Genomic DNA, 18195 nt, shown 5'->3' with positions numbered 1-18195 from the left:
TAGGCCAGGTGTGGAAGTCCTGCAAGGGATGAAGCTGACTGGTACTAATCGGTCGAGGACTTGACCTGAAGCAGAGAACCAGATTTTTAGAAGCGCAAGCGACGCGAAAATCTGTGTGAATCGCTTCGTTCTGAGTGGAACGAAGAACTTCCTAATTGTAAGCTCATTAATCTTCTGTGACAGTTTTGAGGGAGCATACTCTCTGAGATGTTTACCTCTTAAAAATCCTGTGACGATAGCTGTGTGGTTCCACCCGTTCCCATTCCGAACACGGCAGTTAAGCACACATACGCCGAAAGTACTTGGCTGGTGACGGCCTGGGAGGATAGGTAGTCGCAGGTTGGTAAAAAACACTCACTGAAAGTGAGTGTTTTTGCTTTACTAGCGAGGTTCTCTTGCCCTCGGTTCATTATGGTGGCAGTGAGTTCGTCAGCAGTCCGAACACAGCGGTTCCGAAGGTGCAACCAGTGTTAGGCTATTTGTATGGCAGAGGCTTCTTTTCAGAACGCGCCCTTATACGCTGAAAGTATCGAAGGTGCAATCAGCGAGAAGCATATTGTAGAGCAAGAACTTCTTTTTAGAACGTTTGGCTGGTGACGGCCTGGGAGGATAAGTAGTTGCCGGTTGCTAAATGACCTACTGATAAAGTAGGTCATTTTACTTTTTCGTTTCTTTAGAGATAAGCTGAATACGGTGGCAGTAGGCTTAGCAGCATCCGAACGCGTCGAAGGTGCAATCAGTATTAAGCTAATTGTAGAGCAAGGCTTCTTTTCAGAACGGGTTCCGAAGGTGCAACCAGTATTAAGCTATTTGTAGAGCTAAGGCTTTTTTTAGAACGCGCACACATACGCCGAAAGTATCGAAGGTGCAATCAGCAAGAGGCATATTGTAGAGCAAGAGCTTCTTTTTAGAACGTTTGGGTGGTGACGCCCTGGGAGGATAGGTAGTCGCAGGTTTGTAAAAAGCACTCGCTGAAAAGTGAGTGCTTTTTGTTTTTTTTGGGGGGTTGCCAGTCTTTCATCTATACGTTAGAATGAGATAAAGGATTAAAAGTGAATTTTTTCACAACGTGTTGGAGGTGTCCCATGGTAAAAATCTCTATCTGTATCGGCAGCGCCTGTCATTTACGTGGAGCGCATAACGTTTTAAACGCTTTTACTTCTTTAGTAGAGAAATATGATACGCAGGCCGTTGTTGATATCGAAGGGAACTTTTGTCAAGGGCGCTGTACAGAGGGTGTAGTGATAAAAATCGATGATGAAGTTATTACAAATGTCTCCAAAGACAAAGTTCATGACATTTTTGTAGATAAAGTATTAGGACGGTGAGGACATGAAAACGATTAGCACGCAGAAAGTCAATTGCAAAGACTGTCATCGCTGTGTCCGTGCTTGTCCTGTAAAAGCAATAGCAATTAAAAAAGGCCACGCTCAACTTGTTGATGATAAATGTGTCTTATGTGGGAAATGTGTTGTCGAGTGTCCGCAAAATGCTAAACAAGTCGATGATCAAACAAGTATCGTGCGAGAGGCGCTTACTTCGAATCGCCAAGTAATTATGAGTCTTGCACCATCATTTGTTTCTGCGTTTCCGGGATTCTCTTCGGAAGAAATTATAGGAATGATTCGCAGCCTTGGGTTTCGCATCATTGAGGAAACTGCAATAGGTGCGGAAATTGTCGCCGATTTCTACCGGACACATGTTGAGAAGACTGAGCAAACTGTGATATCTGCATGTTGTCCAGCGATTGTTAACCTAATTACCAAATACTATCCTGATCTTTCGAAAAATTTGTCGCCAGTTGTGTCACCGATGTTAGCTCACGGGCGGTTATTGAAGTCACGTTATGGACAAGACTGCTTTGTTGTCTTCGCAGGTCCATGTATTGCAAAAATAGCTGAAGCCGAGGCTGACGGCAGAGCGATTGACGCTGTCATTACTTTCAATCAGCTTCGCACTATGCTGGATGAAGTTAAGTCGCAGCTTGCACCGGAAGAAGCCGGATATTTAGAAGACAAGGCAGCTTTCGAACGAGCACGTTTGTTTCCATTAGCTGGCGGGATACTGCAATCCGCTTTTGGCGAGGACGATACAGAGCTTGATTTGATTTCTGTAGATGGATTGCGTCAATGTATGCTTGTTTTCGATAGTTTAGCTAAAGGCGAGATACAACCACGCTTTATCGAAGCGCTAGCTTGTATCGGCGGTTGCATCAATGGACCTGCGGGAGATTCCAGTCAGTCTCTGCCTGCCAAACGGCGCCTGGTAACGCGCTATGCCGCCACTGGCAAGCGCCGACGTAATCAGGTCCCGGACATTTCTTTCAATTGTGAACATTTGCCTGCCCCGATTACCCGAGCTTTGCCGACTGAACAGGAGATCAGAGAAATCCTGCGACAGACGGGAAAATACAGTAAAACGGATGAAAAGAACTGCGGTGCTTGCGGTTATAATTCTTGCCGTGACAATGCGGTAGCTGTATTTCAGGGATTGACGGAAACAGACACTTGCGTGCCGTATATGCGTACCAAAGCTGAGTCTTTTGCTAACATTGTTGTTGACAATTCCTTGAATGCCATCATTGTTCTTGATGAGAGGTTAATTATTCAAGAGTTTAATCCGTCTGCTGAGCGGATGTTCAATCGTCGTCATGAATTAACTAAAGGTTTGAGTCTGACTGAAGTTATGGATTGCACTGACATATTGAGTGCTATACAAGAGTGCCGAAAGGTATCAGGACAGCGTGTTGAGTTCCCCGAATTTTCATTGGTCACCGAAAAAATGATCGTGCCAGTACCGGAGCACCGCTTGACTTTTTTGATTTTTTCAGATGTGACAGAACAAGAGCGTCGCAGTCATGAACTAGAACGAATGAAAATCGACACAATTGATAAAGCCAAGGAAATTATTAATAAGCAAATGCATGTGGCGCAGGAAATCGCCGGACTTTTGGGTGAGACAACAGCTGAAACCAAATCAACTCTATTAGAACTGATTGCCATTATGCGGGAGAAGGAGGGCCGCTGATGGAGGAACTACATGCTGAAGTGGGAATCGCACAATTATCGAAGATTGGTGAAGAACTGTGCGGTGATAAAATCGAAATTGTTAGAACGGCAGATTCTACCATTGTTGTGTTGTCAGACGGATTAGGCAGTGGGGTGAAAGCCAATATCCTCGCTACCCTAACTACCAAGATTGCTAGTTCGATGTTGCAACGAGGCGTTCTGCTTGAAGATGTTGTGGACACCATAACAGAAACTTTGCCGGTCTGTCGGCAACGAAAAATTGCCTACTCTACATTCCAGATTCTACAGATTACACCGGCAGGGCAGGCTACTGTAGTTGAATTTGATTGTCCACGCACCTTCATTATCCGTAGCGGAAGGGTGGTCCCTTTTCCTACTCATGAAAAAAGCATTGGCGGCAAGATAATAAATATCGGTCAATTATTATTACAGGAAAATGATATAATTGTTTTTGTCAGCGATGGAGTCATTCATGCTGGTATTGGCGGATTGCTCAAACTTGGCTGGAGTTGGGATGGCATTGCCCAGTACTTGGAGTCTGAGTATGCACTGGATTGGGATGCAGATGTAGTTGTTAGACGGGTGATGGATTGCTGTGAAGGGTATTACTTGAGCCGTCCAGGCGATGATTCGAGCGCCGTTGCTGTTAGACTTCGTCGTCCACGTTATTTGTCTCTGCTTACCGGACCTCCTTCAGATACAAGCTGTGATGAAAGAGTGGTTAAACGCTTTCTTTGTCAACCTGGCGTAAAAGTGGTCTCAGGCGGTACCACCGCCAATATTGTCAGTCGACTGATACGCCAGCCGTTGCATGTCGACTTATCTTACTATGATCCGGAGATTCCACCTATTGGACGATTAAAAGGGATTGATTTGGTCACAGAGGGTGTGTTAACATTGAATGCGGCAGTTGACCGCATCAACCATTCACAGCATTTAAATAACCCATCTTTTCAGGATGGAGCTACATTACTGGCGAGGCGGCTACTTTATGCTGATAAGATCTCCGTCTTCGCGGGGACTGCTATAAATCCGGCTCACCAGAATCCTAATTTTCCGTTAGATATAAACCTGAAAGCGCAAGTCCTAGGCAAACTGAAGGTTGCGCTTGAACAACGGGGAAAACAAATAGAAATTGAATGGTTATGAGTGGGGAGGATAAAAATGGAGCAATTAGTTGTAGAAATTTGTGCTGGTACCTCCTGTTATCTGCTAGGATCGCAGGATTTAATCGATGCTTTGGAGACATTGCCGCCAGATAAACGCTCAAAAATTGATTTGCGAGGTATTACTTGCTTAAAAGCCTGCGGACATGGTCCGAATGTGCGGATTAAAGGTGTTGTGTTGAGTAACATGACTCCGGATCGTCTACTGCAGGCGATTGAAGATAATCTATGACAGGAATGTCAAGGGGAGGAGAATAAATGGCTCAAGTAACAGAAGTTGTTAAATTGCAACGCAAAGTGCTGGCCGAGGTTTCGCGACTAGCGCTTCACGATAAATTGGCTGATCATGTTGAGGATATTTTAACTACGGTAGTCACTGAGGATGGTCCTAGATACCGCTGCTGTATTCATAAAGAACGAGCTGTTTTGAAAGATCGGATCAATGTGGCGCTCAGCCAACCGATAGGAACAGATATTACAGAGGCGGCAGCTAACGCGCTAAATGGTGAAGTTGCCGATGGGTCAATTGTTCGGGTGTTGCCGGAGGCGTGTGATCGCTGCCCTATTGATAAGTTTATGGTAACTGATGCCTGCCGGAATTGTTTAGCCCATCACTGCATCGCAAGCTGTCCCAAGAAGGCAATTATGGTTGCTGGGAATAGGGCATATATCGACAAAATGACTTGTGTTGAATGTGGAATGTGTAAGAAATCGTGTCCGTATGGCGCCATCATTGAGATTAGCCGTCCCTGTGAGCGAGCGTGTGATTTAAAAGCGATTACAGCCGCCGCCGACCGTCGCGCTGCTATTGATTATGATAAATGCGCGCAATGCGGTGCCTGTAAAATTGCCTGTCCATTTGGTGCGATTAGCGACCGGACGTATATTGTTCAAGTCATTCAGGCAATTAAGGCGAAGAAGCGGGTGTATGCAATTGTAGCGCCTGCAATCGTTAGTCAGTTTGGCGTTAAAGTTAAATTAGGGCAAGTTAAAACAGCCCTAATTCAGTTTGGGTTTCACGCACTGCATGAAGTCGCCTTTGGCGCAGATATCGTGACTCTTGAGGAGACTAAAGAGTTTGCCGCTACGGTGCCAACAGATCGCGCGTATATGACAACATCATGTTGTCCTGCGTATGTCGAAATGGTTGATAAACACTTGCCACAATGTGGTGAATATGTTTCATCTACGGTTTCGCCGATGGTCGCGACGGCCCGAATGATCAAAGCTGAGGATAAAGATGCTGTTGTCGTTTTTATTGGTCCTTGTATTGCAAAAAAGGTTGAGGGCCAAAAGAATCCTGACTGTATCGATTATGTTCTTACTTTTGAAGAATTGGCAGCTATGTTTGTTGGAGCAGGGATTAATTTAACTGAAATTACGGATACCTTATATGAAACTGATGCTTCCCGCCATGGACATTCATTTGCCAGTGCCGGTGGCGTTATGAAGTCGGTTATTGATACGGCTGGTGTTTTAGCGCCTGATATTACGATTAAACCTCACCGGGCTGAGGGGTTGGGAAACTGCAAGCAGGCACTTCAACAGATTGCTAAAGGTGATCTGGATGCGAATTTCTTTGAAGGCATGGCTTGTGTGGGCGGTTGTGTGGGCGGCCCAGGGACTCTTAATGATGTCCGAATCACTACTAAGATGCTGGAAACCCATGTCAATGCGACGAAAACGGTCATGGCACCGGAAAATCAAAAGGCTGTTGATGTTATTGAAAAAGGCGGTCATTGGCACAAAGAGTGACCAATACGTCTGATTAAGTTTTTACAGAAGATTTTTTGCCAAAAAGGCTGATTTATGCTACAATTATTGGCGAATTACCATGGTCTGAGAGGGGACGTACTACAATGTCAGGACATTCTAAATGGGCTAATATTAAGCATAAAAAAGGCAGAATGGATGCTTTGCGCGGCAAAGTCACTACTAAGATTAGTCGTGAAATTACCATTGCGGTAAAAAATGGTGGTGCTGACGCTACGGGGAATATGCGCTTGAAATTGGCTCTGCAGAAAGCACGGGAAAATAATATTCCCAAAGAAAATATCCAACGTGCTATTCAAAAAGGTCAAGGTTCCTTAGAGGGCAGTAATTACGAAGAATTCATGTATGAAGGATATGGACCAGCTGGGGTTGCCGTCATGCTCGATATCCTGACTGACAATCGCAACCGTACAGCGGCTGATATTCGTCACTTGTTTTCAAAGAATAATGGCAACCTCGGTGAGTCTGGTTGTGTTTCTTGGATGTTCACTAAAAAGGGTATCATCATTGTTGAAAAAGATGGCGTTGACGAGGAATCGCTGATGATGCTGGCCCTTGATTCCGGCGCAGATGATTTCTCTGCTGATGGTGATGTCTATGAAATTCTTACCGATCCTGATCAATTTGAGGCAGTGCAACAAGCTTTGGATGCTGCGAAGATTACCGTTGCATCAGCCCAACTGTCTATGGTTCCACAGACGACGGTCAGCCTTGCTGATGAGGACGCAACCAAAGTGACGAAGTTGCTTGAAGCGTTGGAAGAACATGATGACGTGCAGGAAGTCTATACGAATGCTGACCTGCCTGATGAGGAAGAAGAGGATTGAAACCGCAGCCGGTAAAGGATGATACCTTTGCCGGCTACTTTTTTATGCGAAATTGTGAAACAAGACCTTGGTATAATTTTGCAGGGAAATGGCAACACTGATTACATACCTTAACAATAAAGGGAGTGATCTCTTGCTATTGCCAAAATTGAGTACCCGTAATAAGTGGTTCGCCGGCGCTTTGTTTATTCTTGCTGCTTTAGTTGGCTATTTTGGTTATGGCTATATTAGTAAAAATCCGCCAATTGTCGACTATCGGGCTCAGCCCCAGAGCGAGAAAGTTCAACATGATGCGAGATTAAAGATTACTGCTGAGACAATGCTGCATCAAAAGATGATTTATAAAAAATGTGGTGACCAGGAGAACCTTCGAGCCAGACCATCGGAGAATTACATTGGCATGACTCTTTCACAGATTCAAGTCGCGTACCCTGGCTGGACGATTGATTATTTTGATGCAACCGAAGTACGTATGACACTTGAAATCGACAACTTCTGCCGTGAACACGCAAATGGAATGTACATTGGTACTAAGGATGGTTATGTCACTGTGTTCTATGGCAAACCGGGCATTAAGCCTATCGTCAAGGAAGTCACAAAAATAGCGACAAAACAACTGGTTGCTGAAGATGTCGCCGAACTGGAAAAAGGAATTGTTGTAAATACCAAGGAAGAATTGTTGCGAACACTCGAAGGCATGCAATCACAATAAGACGTGAGTAGAAAAAGAGGGGCTAGCCCCTCTTTTTCTTATGGAGGAATCAAAGCCCAAACTGTCGAAATACAGGAGGAAGTAAAGGGAGGTTCTGTTATGCTGGCGCTGGGAATTGATCCGGGAACTGCGATATGCGGTTACGGAGTGGTTAGATTGGAAGGAAGCACGCTGAAGGCCGTAGCCTATGGCGCCATTGAAACGCGCGCGGGCGAGCCGGTCGAAATGCGGCTGAACTCGGTATTTCAGGGAATCGATCAAGTGATAAAACAATACAAGCCGGATATTGTTGGCGTTGAAAAGCTTTTCTTCAACCGCAATGTAACGACAGCCATGACGGTTAGCCAGGCTAGGGGTGTTATCTTGTTGGCTGCGGCGCAGAATGCCATACAACTTGCTGAGTTTACACCATTGCAGGTTAAACAGTCGGTTGCCGGATACGGCAAGGCGACAAAAGAACAAATTATCTATATGACCGAGAAATTGCTGCGATTGCCGGCAAAGCCGCATCCTGATGATGTGGCTGACGCACTGGCGGTTGCTATCTGCAGTTTACATACACATACTTTTAATAAGGTCTGGGAGTGTAAGCGATGATTGGCTATGTACGTGGCAAAATTTCACACCTTTTTCCTGATAGTTGTTTTGTTGACGTTAACGGTGTGGGCTACCGGGTATTTATCCCGCAGTCAACTCGGCAGAACTTATCAAAAGGTGCGGAAACGACACTGTTTACCTACTTAAATGTGCGCGAAGACGCACTTCTATTATATGGTTTCAGCAGTCAGCAAGAATATGATTTGTTCATACTTTTGACATCAGTCAGCGGAATCGGTCCCAAGGTTGGTCTTGGGATTTTGTCAGCGATTAGTCCTACTGATTTTATTATGGCCGTCGGCCAAAAGAACTTCAGCCTGTTAACAAAGATCCCAGGAGTCGGCAAAAAGACTGCTGAACGGATTGTTCTTGAATTAAAAGATAAAATTGGAGAAGCCGATCCGGATAACGTTATTATCGCTGCTGCCACTGACGCTGCCGGCTCGATACAGGCGGAGGCCTTACAAGCACTACTGACTCTCGGCTATACACAACAGGAGATCACGCCTGTTCTGCGTAAGGCTGCTGAGGCAACAAGTGTTGAAGAAATCATTAAGCTTGCCTTGAAGGAATTCTCTGGGAGGTCATGATGGAACAAGAACGGATAATTGCCGGTGGGGAACAAGATGCAGATTCTTGGCAATATAGTCTGCGTCCACGGCGTTTACAGGAATACATTGGGCAAGAACAAGTAAAGGACAATTTGTCCATTTTCGTCCAGGCTGCAATATCACGCGGAGAAGCGCTTGATCATGTGCTGCTTTATGGACCGCCAGGTTTAGGTAAAACAACGTTAGCTGGGATTGTAGCCAATGAATTGGGAGTGAATTTCCGCGTCACCTCAGGCCCAGCTATTGAACGTTCAGGCGATTTGGCGGCAATTCTCACCAACTTAAGCGACCGGGATGTATTATTTATTGATGAGATTCATCGGCTGTCGCGTACTGTTGAAGAAATCCTCTATTCAGCAATGGAAGACTATGCCCTTGATATCATGATTGGCAAAGGCCCCAGTGCTAGGTCTATTCGCCTGGACTTACCACGGTTTACTCTAGTTGGGGCAACGACTAGGGCTGGAGCGCTAACCGCTCCACTCAGAGACCGATTTGGCGTAATTTGCCGACTGGAGTTTTATCAGACAGAAGAGCTTATGTTTATTGTTAGCCGCGCTGCCGATATTCTGAAGGTTTCTATCGAGCCCTCAGGAGCTGAGGAAATTGCTCGGCGCTCACGCGGCACACCGCGAATCGCCAACCGCCTGTTAAAACGGGTGCGGGATTTTGCGCAGGTCGCTGGATCGGGGACGATTACTAAAACAATCGCCCAAGAAGCACTCGCGCGGCTAGAAGTAGACGCTTGTGGACTGGATAAGACTGATCAACGGTTGCTAACCACAATTATCAGCAAATTTGGCGGTGGTCCGGTGGGCTTGGATACACTGGCTGCTTCGATAAGTGAAGAAACTGAGACGATTGAAGATGTATATGAACCGTTTCTATTGCAGTTGGGATTTTTGCAACGCACGCCGCGCGGACGAGTTGCGACGCGGGCTGCGTATGAACATATGGGCTTTGCATACTCTATGAAGGAAGCCGTAGACAAACAAGACTCACTTTGGTGAAAGGATGCTCAAAGTCGTGAATCTATTTTTACATATGTGCTGTGGCCCATGCTCAGTGTATCCGGTAAGCTATCTGCGTGAACAAGGGCATCAGCTAACCGGTTGGTTTTATAATCCCAATATTCATCCTTACAAAGAATTCCGGCGTCGTCTCGATACTGCCGGTGAATTTGCCCGCCGAGTTGAGTTGATTATGCTGGTGCAAGACGATTATACGTTGGAGGACTTTCTCACTCGCGCATTAACAGCGCCGGAGGGGCGTTGCTATGCCTGCTACCGACTTCGATTGGATGAAGCGGCTCGCACGGCAAAGGAAAGCGGTTTTAATGCGTTTACTACTACACTGTTAGTGAGTCCTTATCAAAAGCATGATTTAATCCGCCAGGCGGGCGAGGCAGCCGCGGAGAAATTTGACATACCCTTTTATTATCAAGATTTTCGCCCAGGTTGGAAAGAGGGGGTTACGAAAAGTCTTGAGATGGAGTTGTATCGACAACCGTATTGCGGCTGCATTTTCAGCGAGCGTGACCGTTATTGGAAACCGAAGAAACAGGGGGCTGAAAATGTTCGGCTTTGATTCTTTAGGTAAGACGCTGATGACTGTTGGTGTCCTTTTATTGATAGCTGGTGCGCTCGTCCATTTCGGCGGCAAGATTCTGCCGCTTGGCCGCTTGCCGGGCGATTTTCACTGGGAGAAAGAGAACTTCAGTTTCCACTTTCCTTTTGCTACATCGATTATTATCAGCATTGTGCTAACGCTTTTACTGAACTTGTTATTTCGAAGATAGGAGCAATGCCATGAAGTTCCGCATTGTACTGATCACGCTAGCTCTGCTAGTGCTAACTTCGTTTTCTGTTTGGGCTAAGTCGACCGAATTGCAAGAGCCACTGATTAAAGTCGGCCTGGCGTTACAGCAGACTCGAGTGACCGTATCTGCCGATACTGCATTTTTTTTGCGTACCGACGACGCTAATGAATTTAAAAAGGTGTATAAGGCGAAGGAGAATTTAAGTATTACTATACAGGGGGGCCGTTTGGCGGTAAATGGGATTCCTACGGCGACTTCGGTTATCAGGCTAAGCTTCTCCGACTCGCCGAATCGAGGGCATGGTGGCAAGCTGGAACAGGCTGTGAATGAGGCGGACAGCCTAAATCAGCAGGGGCAGTTTATTCAACTTAATGGCAAGCGCTACCGCGGTGTCATCGAGGTTCGACGGCAAGCAGGGGACAATACTTTAACTGCAATTAATATTCTACCGATGGAAGCATATTTGTACGGTGTAATTCCTAAGGAAATATCGCCTTCCTGGCCAATGGAAGCTATCAGGGCGCAGGCAGTTGCGGCGCGCAGTTATGCGTTCGCAGGCGTTGGCAAACACCAGGGTCAGGGCTTTGATGTATGTCCCACCGTGCATTGCCAGGTGTACGGCGGTCGCGATAGCGAAGCAGCCCGCAGTAATCAGGCGGTAGATGAAACACGGGGCATGATGGCAACCTACCAAGGCAGTGTTATTACAGCTTTCTTCCATTCTAGTTCCGGCGGACACACGGAAAACAGTGAAAATGTCTGGGGCACGCCATTCCCGTATCTGCGAGGAGTGCGAGATTTTGATCAAGACTCTCCCCGTTTTGTCTGGGATCGTCGCATAAGTATTGCCCAATTAACCGAACTGCTGCGAACAGCTGGTTTGTCGGTAGGAGAAGTTACTGGTATTGAATTATCACCGTTAACTCACCAGCCCGTAAAAGCGGCTGATCGCGGTGTATCCGGAAGGGTAAAAACGATTAAAATTACCGGGACGGCGGGGAGAGTGCAGCTAAGCGGTGCAAAATTTAGCTCTCTCTTGAGCCTGCCCAGCACTCTGTTTGATGTTTCCATCGCTCGGGGAGAAGCTCTACCTGCATTGACGGGTAAGTCTGCCCGACGCGGGCTTGTTCAGGACTCGTCTCGTGATATCTTACTCCTTTCTGGCAAAGGATCAGGACATGGAATTGGTCTATCGCAATGGGGTGCCAAGGCCATGGCAGAGAAGGCACCGCTGGGCAGTAATCAATTCTACAAGGAAATCTTGGCATATTATTACCCTGGCGCGACAATACAAAGATGGTATAAGTAAGAGAGGTTTACTAGTTAATGAAGTTATCTGAGTTTGATTATGATTTGCCGGAACAGTTGATTGCACAACACCCGATAGAACCCCGCGATAGCTCGCGTCTGCTTGTGCTGGATCGGGCATCAACGGAAATCCGGCATGGCATGTTCAAGGATTTGCTTGAGTACATCTCGCCGGGAGACACACTTGTCTTCAACGATACTCGCGTTATTCCGGCCCGGCTTATGGGGCGGCGAGCAGATACCGGCGGTCAGGTTGAAGTTTTCTTACTATCAGAGAAGACTGAAGGTGAGTGGGAGGTTCTGGTAAAACCGGGAAAACGGGCCAAGCCAGGAATGGTCATTGAATTTGGTCCTGAACTGTCTTGTGAGGTGCTTAGCGGGACAGATTTTGGCGGTAGAGTTGTCAGGTTTGCCTTTTCTGGCATCTTTGCAGAGATTCTCGATCGTCTGGGCGAGACACCGCTGCCGCCTTATATTCATGAACGACTGTCAGACAGCGAACGCTACCAAACCGTATACTCGCGACAACGGGGGTCTGCTGCCGCGCCAACGGCAGGACTTCATTTTACGCCTGCCTTACTGAGCCAGATCAAAGAAAAAGGGGCAAGATTGGCTTTTATTACGCTGCATGTCGGATTAGGCACGTTTCGACCGGTTGCTGCCGAAGATATCACTGATCATGTCATGCACCGGGAGTACTTCTCCGTTTCTGAGGAAGCTGCTGAAGCGGTTAATCAAGCAAAGGAACAGGGCGGCCGGGTGATTGCCGTAGGGACAACGTCCATTCGTACGCTGGAGACAGCGGTGCGAAACGGGCGCTTATCGGCAGGCAGCGGCTGGACCGAGATTTTTATTTATCCGGGTTATCAATTTCAACTAGTAGATGGCATCATCACTAATTTTCATTTGCCTAAATCCACGCTGATTATGTTGATTAGCGCGTTTGCCGGGCGTGAGCGAGTGCTTGCCGCATACAAAGAGGCTGTGCAGCGTGAGTACCGATTCTTCAGCTTTGGTGACGCAATGCTGTTACTTTAGACAAAGGGGGATGCCGCACTTTGACGGACGCGATCAGATATGAATTAGTTAAACAATGTGCACACACCGGTGCAAGAGCCGGGATTCTTCATACTCCGCACGGATCATTTAATACTCCCATGTTCATGCCGGTGGGCACGCAAGCAACGGTTAAAGCAATGTCGCCGCGCGAATTGACGGAAATGGGCGCAGGTATCATATTAAGCAATACCTATCACCTATTTCTTCGCCCCGGCCATGAGTTAGTCGCTGAAGCAGGCGGGCTGCATAAGTTCATGGGCTGGGATAGAGGTATTCTAACAGATAGTGGCGGTTTCCAGGTTTTTAGTCTTGGTGACTTGAGAAAGATCAGTGAAGAAGGGGTAGCGTTTCGCTCTCATATCGATGGCTCACGGCAGTTTCTGTCGCCGGAAATCGCCACCCAAGTGCAAAATGCCTTGGGATCAGACATCCTAATGGCATTTGACGAATGTGTCCCCTATCCTGCAGAGTATGACTACGCGAAGCGCTCAACTGAGCGAACTACCCGCTGGGCTGAACGTTGCCTGAAAGCTCATTCCCGGGCGGACCAAGGCTTGTTTGGCATTGTTCAGGGGGGAATGTATAAAGACTTGCGGGCGCAAAGCGCTGCTGAACTGACATCTCTTGACTTTCCCGGCTACGGCATTGGCGGTCTTAGTGTGGGTGAGCCGAAGCATCTAATGTATGAAATGCTTGAGCATACTACTCCCCGGTTGCCTACAAATAAACCTCGCTATTTAATGGGTGTAGGGACCGCTGATTGTTTGGTGGAAGGCGTAATGCGCGGTGTTGATATGTTTGATTGCGTTTTCCCGACGCGAGTGGCGAGAAATGGAACGACTATGACGAAAAACGGCCGACTGGTTGTAAAAAATGCCGAATTTGCACGTGATCTGCGCCCCATCGATCCCGATTGCGGTTGTTACGCCTGTCAAAACTTCTCACGCGCCTATATCCGGCATCTCTTTAAGGCTGACGAAATCTTCGGCTTGCGACTGACCACGATTCATAACCTTTATCATTTGCTGGATTTCATGCGCCGTATGCGCCAAGCCATTATCGAAGATCGTTTTCTTGCTTTTCGTGAGGAATTTTGGGAATACTATCCCAAAGAGGAAAACTAGGAATGCTTGTGCAAATATAAGAGGATTTGATTCATTTATGTGGAATACAAGAAAAGAAAAACAAGCAGGAGGTGAAACTATTGCCTGGAATTACAGCCGAAACACTACAGATGATTCAGTCATATGCACCGATTATCCTGATGGCGGTCATTTTCTATTTCATGTTGTACCGTCCGCAAAAGAAAGAACAGAAGAAACGGTCTGAAATGCTTAACAGCCTCAAAAAAGGTGACAAAGTTGTTACAATTGGCGGCATGTATGGTGTTATTACCGCTATCAATGACAAGACGGTAACATTGAGAGTTGCTGACAAAGTAGAACTTGATTTCTTGCGCAGCGCGATCGCCAATCAGCAGAACGTAGGTTAATATGTTGGAAGCTGAGGTTAAATCGATACTAAGGCGTCAAATGTTCCTACAGCGAAAGACAATGTCTCTTGAAGTGGTAACAGCGGGTAGTCGGACTATTTGTAAACAATTACTGTCTTGGCCGGTCTTTCAACAGGCCAAGACAGTAATGGGGTATTTAGCTATGCCTGGCGAGCCGTATCTGGATGATTTGCTTATTCATGCTATAGAGGCAGGTAAGACAGTCTGCGTTCCGCTGATGGGCTCTGTGTATGGAGTCATGGAGAGCGCAGCGATTACAGATCTTAACGAAGTAGTTGCCGGACGGCTAGGAGTCCGCATGCCTGATCCGTCACGCGCACGTATACTTGATCCAAGCCTCATTGATTTAGTGTTGACTCCGGGTGTTGCATTTGACGACAGCGGCAACCGACTTGGTATGGGGGCAGGCTATTATGACCGCTTTCTCATACGAGCGCCGCAGGCACTCCGGGCAGGCATTAGTTGGTCGCGACAATTAGTGAGCGAAGTCCCGTGGGCGGAACATGATATCCTGATGCAATGGGTGGTTACTGAAGACAGAATCATCAACTGCGACAAGCGTCTTGTTTGGACTCAGCAATAAAAGGCAAAGTGCGGCGTACGCTTCATTTTGCCTTTTTTGTGTTGACTGAGTTCGCCTGCTGGTTATGGAAGCAAAGAAAACCGACATACTAGACTTGACAGGCAAAAGATTTGAGCTAAATTGCCGATAAGAGGTCAGGGGGAATGGATATGTCGATTGTAACTGTAGACCAATTGAAGCAAGATCATGAAGTTAGCGTGTATTTGGCCAGCAGCACACAATACCTGAGCGAAATGGGATATACCGAACATGGGAAGCGGCATGCTTCGATAGTTTCGCACCTTGCGGAAAAGGTATTGCGAGACATAAGATTTTCTGACCGGGAGTGTGAGCTGGCTGCTATTGCCGGTTATCTGCATGATATCGCTAATCTGATTAATCGCTACAACCATGGCGGTATGGGGGCGGTAATGGCGTATCAAATTCTTGCCCGTTTGCGCATGCCACCGGAGGAAATCGCCTTAGTTATTTCGGCAATTGGCAATCATGAGGAAGAGAGAGGGCATTCGGTGAATCCTGTGGCTGCGGCGCTCATTTTAGCGGATAAATCTGATGTTCATCGCGGCAGAGTGACCAACACCGACTTTGCAAAATTTGACATTCATGATCGTGTCAATTATGCGGCAGAATCAAGTTCTTTGACCGTTGATCGGGACTGCCGCACCATAAGACTTGAGTTAACCATTAACACGCAGATTTGTCCAGTAATGGAGTATTTTGAGATATTTCTCGGACGTATGATCATGTGTCGCCGAGCAGCAGAGTTTTTAAAGTACCGTTTTGGTCTAATTATCAACGGCAATTCTTTACTGTAATCGTACACGGAGTAGAAAGAACGCTTGAGATTGCTTGAGTTCGTTGACAGGATTATCGGACAAGGTCTATAATTAATTTTGTGAATTGACATGAAATGGGGGAGAACTGATTTGGGACGGGGGAATTTAGTTAAGTTTCTAGTAGTAACTGTTGCTATTTTTGCTGTTTTCGGTTACTACATTACGCCGTTGTCTCTGTCCATCAAGCAAGGGCTTGACTTGCAAGGCGGCACCCATATTGTGCTGCAGGCAGTTGATACGCCTGAGGCTAAGGTTGACGAGGATGCCGTACAACGGGTTATGCAAATTATTGAACGCCGGATCAACGAATTAGGCCTGACTGAGCCGATCGTGCAACGTCAAGGCGAGCGCCGCATTATCGTAGAACTTCCTGGCATTAATGAGCCGGAGAAAGCTATCGAACTGATCGGCAAAACTGCCTTGCTCGAATTTCAAGATGAAAGCGGCAAAACAGTGCTTACCGGCAAAGACTTAAAAGATGCGAAAGCCCAGATCGATCAGAACCGTAATTTGGTCGCAATTGAGTTTAGCGATGAGGGTGGCAAGAAATTTGCCGATCTCACTTCGAAAAACGTCGGCAAGACAATTTCCATACTGCTTGATAAACAAGTATTGACCAGCCCTGTTGTACAAGAGGTCATTACAGGCGGAAAGGCTGTCATTACTGGTAACCGCTCGATTGACGAGGCGCAACGCCTGGCCATTCTCTTGCGTTCCGGTTCGCTGCCTGTAAAAGTAGACATCATGGAAACCCGTTCTGTCGGCCCGACACTGGGACAAGATGCCAAAGATAAAAGCGTAGTGGCATTTTCGATCGGCATCGGGGCTGTTGTTCTCTTCATGCTGTTATTTTACCGCTTATCCGGATTTATTGCTAATACAGCTCTATTGGTATATGTTTTGCTTGTAATGTTATCCATGAAGATGCTGAATGCAACGCTAACCTTACCCGGTATTGCTGGTATTATTTTGTCTATCGGCATGGCTGTCGATGCGAATGTGTTGATCTTTGAACGGTTTAAGGAAGAATACCGAAACGGCAAGACCTTGCGCGCTGCGATGGATGCCGGTTTCGACCGTGCTTTCGCTACAATTCTGGATTCTAATTTGACGACTCTGATTGCCGCGGCCGTGTTGTTCTTTTTAGGTACCGGTACGGTCAAGGGTTTTGCTGTTACATTGGGACTAGGCATCATTATCAGTATGTTTACGGCAATTACTGTGAACAGATTTTTGTTGAAAATGATTATGCGGTCCGGTGTATTTAAAGATGGCAAGATCTTTGGGGCGTAGGGGGGATGCTACTATGAAATATTCATTTCCTATTATCAAGAGAAGCAAATTATGGTTCCTAATCTCTGCGCTGTTCATTGTTCCAGGGTTAATTTCCATGATGGTGCAGGGCTTTAATTTTGGTATTGATTTCACCGGTGGTACATTATTGGATATGAAATTCGCACAGCCGGTGTCTGTCGGACAAGTGCGTGAAGTGCTGAAACCGCTAGATTTAGAACAAAGCGTGATCCAATTGGCAACGTCCGAGCAGACGGACAAATCGCAGAATGTATTGATCCGTACCCGCATATTGTCAGATTCGGATCGTCGAACTGCAGTCGAGACTCTGCAGAGTAAACTTGGGAAAGCCGATGTTTTGCGCAACGAGCATGTTGGCGCCGTCGTTGGCGGTGAGTTAGCAAGAAATGCAATTTACGCATTGCTTGCTTCTATGGTCATGATGGTCATCTATATTACCTATCGGTTTGAGTTTAAATTTGCGATTTCAGGGATTGCCGCACTGGTGCATGATGTCCTGGTTGTATTGGGTTTCTTCTCGATCTTTCAAATCGAAATCGATGGAACTTTTGTGGCTGCGCTGCTTACCATCATCGGCTATTCGATTAATGATACGATCGTTATTTTCGACCGTATTCGTGAAAACTTGAAGACTCAGCGCAAGGATGAAGCACTGGATGACTTAGTAGATCGTAGTATCTGGCAAACAATGACTCGGTCAATTTATACTGTTTTGACTGTCTTGTTTACTACTCTTTCTTTGTATGTCTTTGGCGGAGAATCGACAAAGAACTTTGCACTGGCTATGCTGGTCGGCATTGCCAGCGGCAGCTATTCCACACTTTTTAACGCCAGTCCAATCTGGGTAGCCTTGAGAAACCGTGAACAACGCCGGAGGCAAGAAGCAAGAGCGCGCGGCGCGAAATAGCTTATTTTCAAACGAAGAACCTGGGTAGGTACCCAGGTTCTTTTCTTATATTACCACCGCCGTTGCGTCTCGTTTACGACAACGGTTTTTATTTTTCTGACCTGCGATTAATCTTGTGTGTCGTATTGGACATTTTCTATT

The 18195-nt window shown here is 46.6% G+C and carries 20 protein-coding genes and 1 rRNA gene; all 21 read left to right on the top strand.

From position 1 onward, the window contains the following. Nucleotides 1-225 precede the first annotated feature (225 nt). Nucleotides 226-342 (top strand): 5S ribosomal RNA (rrf, locus tag AXX12_RS07365). Between the two features lie 743 nt (nucleotides 343-1085). Beyond that, entirely contained in the window at nucleotides 1086-1328 is a 243-nt protein-coding gene (locus AXX12_RS07360) for an NAD(P)H-dependent oxidoreductase subunit E (protein ID WP_066240201.1), read from the top strand. Between the two features lie 4 nt (nucleotides 1329-1332). Next, the gene (locus AXX12_RS07355; protein WP_066240198.1) at nucleotides 1333-3027 is read left to right on the top strand and encodes a [Fe-Fe] hydrogenase large subunit C-terminal domain-containing protein; all 1695 of its coding nucleotides are present in this window, start codon (nucleotides 1333-1335) and stop codon (nucleotides 3025-3027) included. Next, on the top strand, nucleotides 3027-4178 hold the full coding sequence (locus AXX12_RS07350; protein ID WP_066240195.1) for a SpoIIE family protein phosphatase: 1152 nt from the start codon (nucleotides 3027-3029) through the stop codon (nucleotides 4176-4178). The genes AXX12_RS07355 and AXX12_RS07350 overlap by 1 nt, the downstream gene beginning before the upstream one ends. Before the next feature lie 15 nt (nucleotides 4179-4193). Beyond that, on the top strand, nucleotides 4194-4427 hold the full coding sequence (locus tag AXX12_RS07345; protein WP_066240190.1) for an NAD(P)H-dependent oxidoreductase subunit E: 234 nt from the start codon (nucleotides 4194-4196) through the stop codon (nucleotides 4425-4427). A 26-nt stretch (nucleotides 4428-4453) separates the two neighbouring features. Beyond that, nucleotides 4454-5950: a 4Fe-4S dicluster domain-containing protein gene (locus tag AXX12_RS07340; RefSeq protein WP_066240187.1), complete on the top strand. Its 1497-nt coding sequence runs from the start codon at nucleotides 4454-4456 to the stop codon at nucleotides 5948-5950. Nucleotides 5951-6054: 104 nt separating this feature from the next. Then, a complete protein-coding gene (locus AXX12_RS07335) occupies nucleotides 6055-6795 on the top strand; it encodes a YebC/PmpR family DNA-binding transcriptional regulator (protein WP_066240185.1) in 741 nt (246 codons plus the stop codon). Between the two features lie 133 nt (nucleotides 6796-6928). Next, nucleotides 6929-7507 (top strand): BofC C-terminal domain-containing protein, encoded by a 579-nt coding sequence (locus AXX12_RS07330; protein WP_066240183.1) that lies wholly within the window; start codon nucleotides 6929-6931, stop codon nucleotides 7505-7507. A 99-nt stretch (nucleotides 7508-7606) separates the two neighbouring features. Next, on the top strand, nucleotides 7607-8104 hold the full coding sequence (gene ruvC / locus AXX12_RS07325) for a crossover junction endodeoxyribonuclease RuvC (protein ID WP_066240181.1): 498 nt from the start codon (nucleotides 7607-7609) through the stop codon (nucleotides 8102-8104). Continuing rightward, nucleotides 8101-8694 (top strand): Holliday junction branch migration protein RuvA, encoded by a 594-nt coding sequence (gene ruvA, locus AXX12_RS07320; protein ID WP_066240179.1) that lies wholly within the window; start codon nucleotides 8101-8103, stop codon nucleotides 8692-8694. Before ruvC ends, ruvA begins: the two co-directional genes overlap by 4 nt. Continuing rightward, on the top strand, nucleotides 8691-9725 hold the full coding sequence (gene ruvB, locus AXX12_RS07315; RefSeq protein ID WP_066240176.1) for a Holliday junction branch migration DNA helicase RuvB: 1035 nt from the start codon (nucleotides 8691-8693) through the stop codon (nucleotides 9723-9725). The genes ruvA and ruvB overlap by 4 nt, the downstream gene beginning before the upstream one ends. A 16-nt stretch (nucleotides 9726-9741) precedes the next feature. Continuing rightward, complete coding sequence (locus AXX12_RS07310; RefSeq protein ID WP_197470662.1) at nucleotides 9742-10302, top strand: epoxyqueuosine reductase QueH; 561 nt, start codon at nucleotides 9742-9744, stop codon at nucleotides 10300-10302. Beyond that, nucleotides 10289-10513 (top strand): DUF2905 domain-containing protein, encoded by a 225-nt coding sequence (locus tag AXX12_RS07305; protein WP_066240170.1) that lies wholly within the window; start codon nucleotides 10289-10291, stop codon nucleotides 10511-10513. Before AXX12_RS07310 ends, AXX12_RS07305 begins: the two co-directional genes overlap by 14 nt. A gap of 10 nt (nucleotides 10514-10523) precedes the next feature. Further along, nucleotides 10524-11843, top strand: a complete 1320-nt coding sequence (locus AXX12_RS07300) for a SpoIID/LytB domain-containing protein (RefSeq protein WP_066240167.1) — start codon at nucleotides 10524-10526, stop codon at nucleotides 11841-11843. Between the two features lie 17 nt (nucleotides 11844-11860). Further along, a complete protein-coding gene (gene queA, locus AXX12_RS07295) occupies nucleotides 11861-12880 on the top strand; it encodes a tRNA preQ1(34) S-adenosylmethionine ribosyltransferase-isomerase QueA (protein WP_066240164.1) in 1020 nt (339 codons plus the stop codon). 20 nt (nucleotides 12881-12900) lie between these two features. After that, a complete protein-coding gene (tgt, locus tag AXX12_RS07290; RefSeq protein WP_066240161.1) occupies nucleotides 12901-14025 on the top strand; it encodes a tRNA guanosine(34) transglycosylase Tgt in 1125 nt (374 codons plus the stop codon). Nucleotides 14026-14135: 110 nt separating this feature from the next. Further along, entirely contained in the window at nucleotides 14136-14393 is a 258-nt protein-coding gene (gene yajC / locus AXX12_RS07285) for a preprotein translocase subunit YajC (RefSeq protein ID WP_197470670.1), read from the top strand. 1 nt (nucleotide 14394) lies between these two features. Then, nucleotides 14395-14997, top strand: a complete 603-nt coding sequence (locus tag AXX12_RS07280) for a 5-formyltetrahydrofolate cyclo-ligase (RefSeq protein ID WP_066240156.1) — start codon at nucleotides 14395-14397, stop codon at nucleotides 14995-14997. Between the two features lie 149 nt (nucleotides 14998-15146). Beyond that, entirely contained in the window at nucleotides 15147-15812 is a 666-nt protein-coding gene (locus AXX12_RS07275) for an HD domain-containing protein (protein WP_066240154.1), read from the top strand. Nucleotides 15813-15902: 90 nt separating this feature from the next. Next, entirely contained in the window at nucleotides 15903-17126 is a 1224-nt protein-coding gene (secD, locus tag AXX12_RS07270) for a protein translocase subunit SecD (RefSeq protein ID WP_066240151.1), read from the top strand. Between the two features lie 13 nt (nucleotides 17127-17139). After that, nucleotides 17140-18054, top strand: a complete 915-nt coding sequence (gene secF / locus AXX12_RS07265; protein WP_066240147.1) for a protein translocase subunit SecF — start codon at nucleotides 17140-17142, stop codon at nucleotides 18052-18054. Nucleotides 18055-18195 lie beyond the last annotated feature (141 nt).

Source organism: Anaerosporomusa subterranea, assembly GCF_001611555.1.
GTDB lineage: Bacteria > Bacillota > Negativicutes > Sporomusales > Acetonemataceae > Anaerosporomusa > Anaerosporomusa subterranea.
Note: the sequence above shows the minus strand (reverse complement) of the source record. Positions and strands in the feature narration are given on the sequence as shown.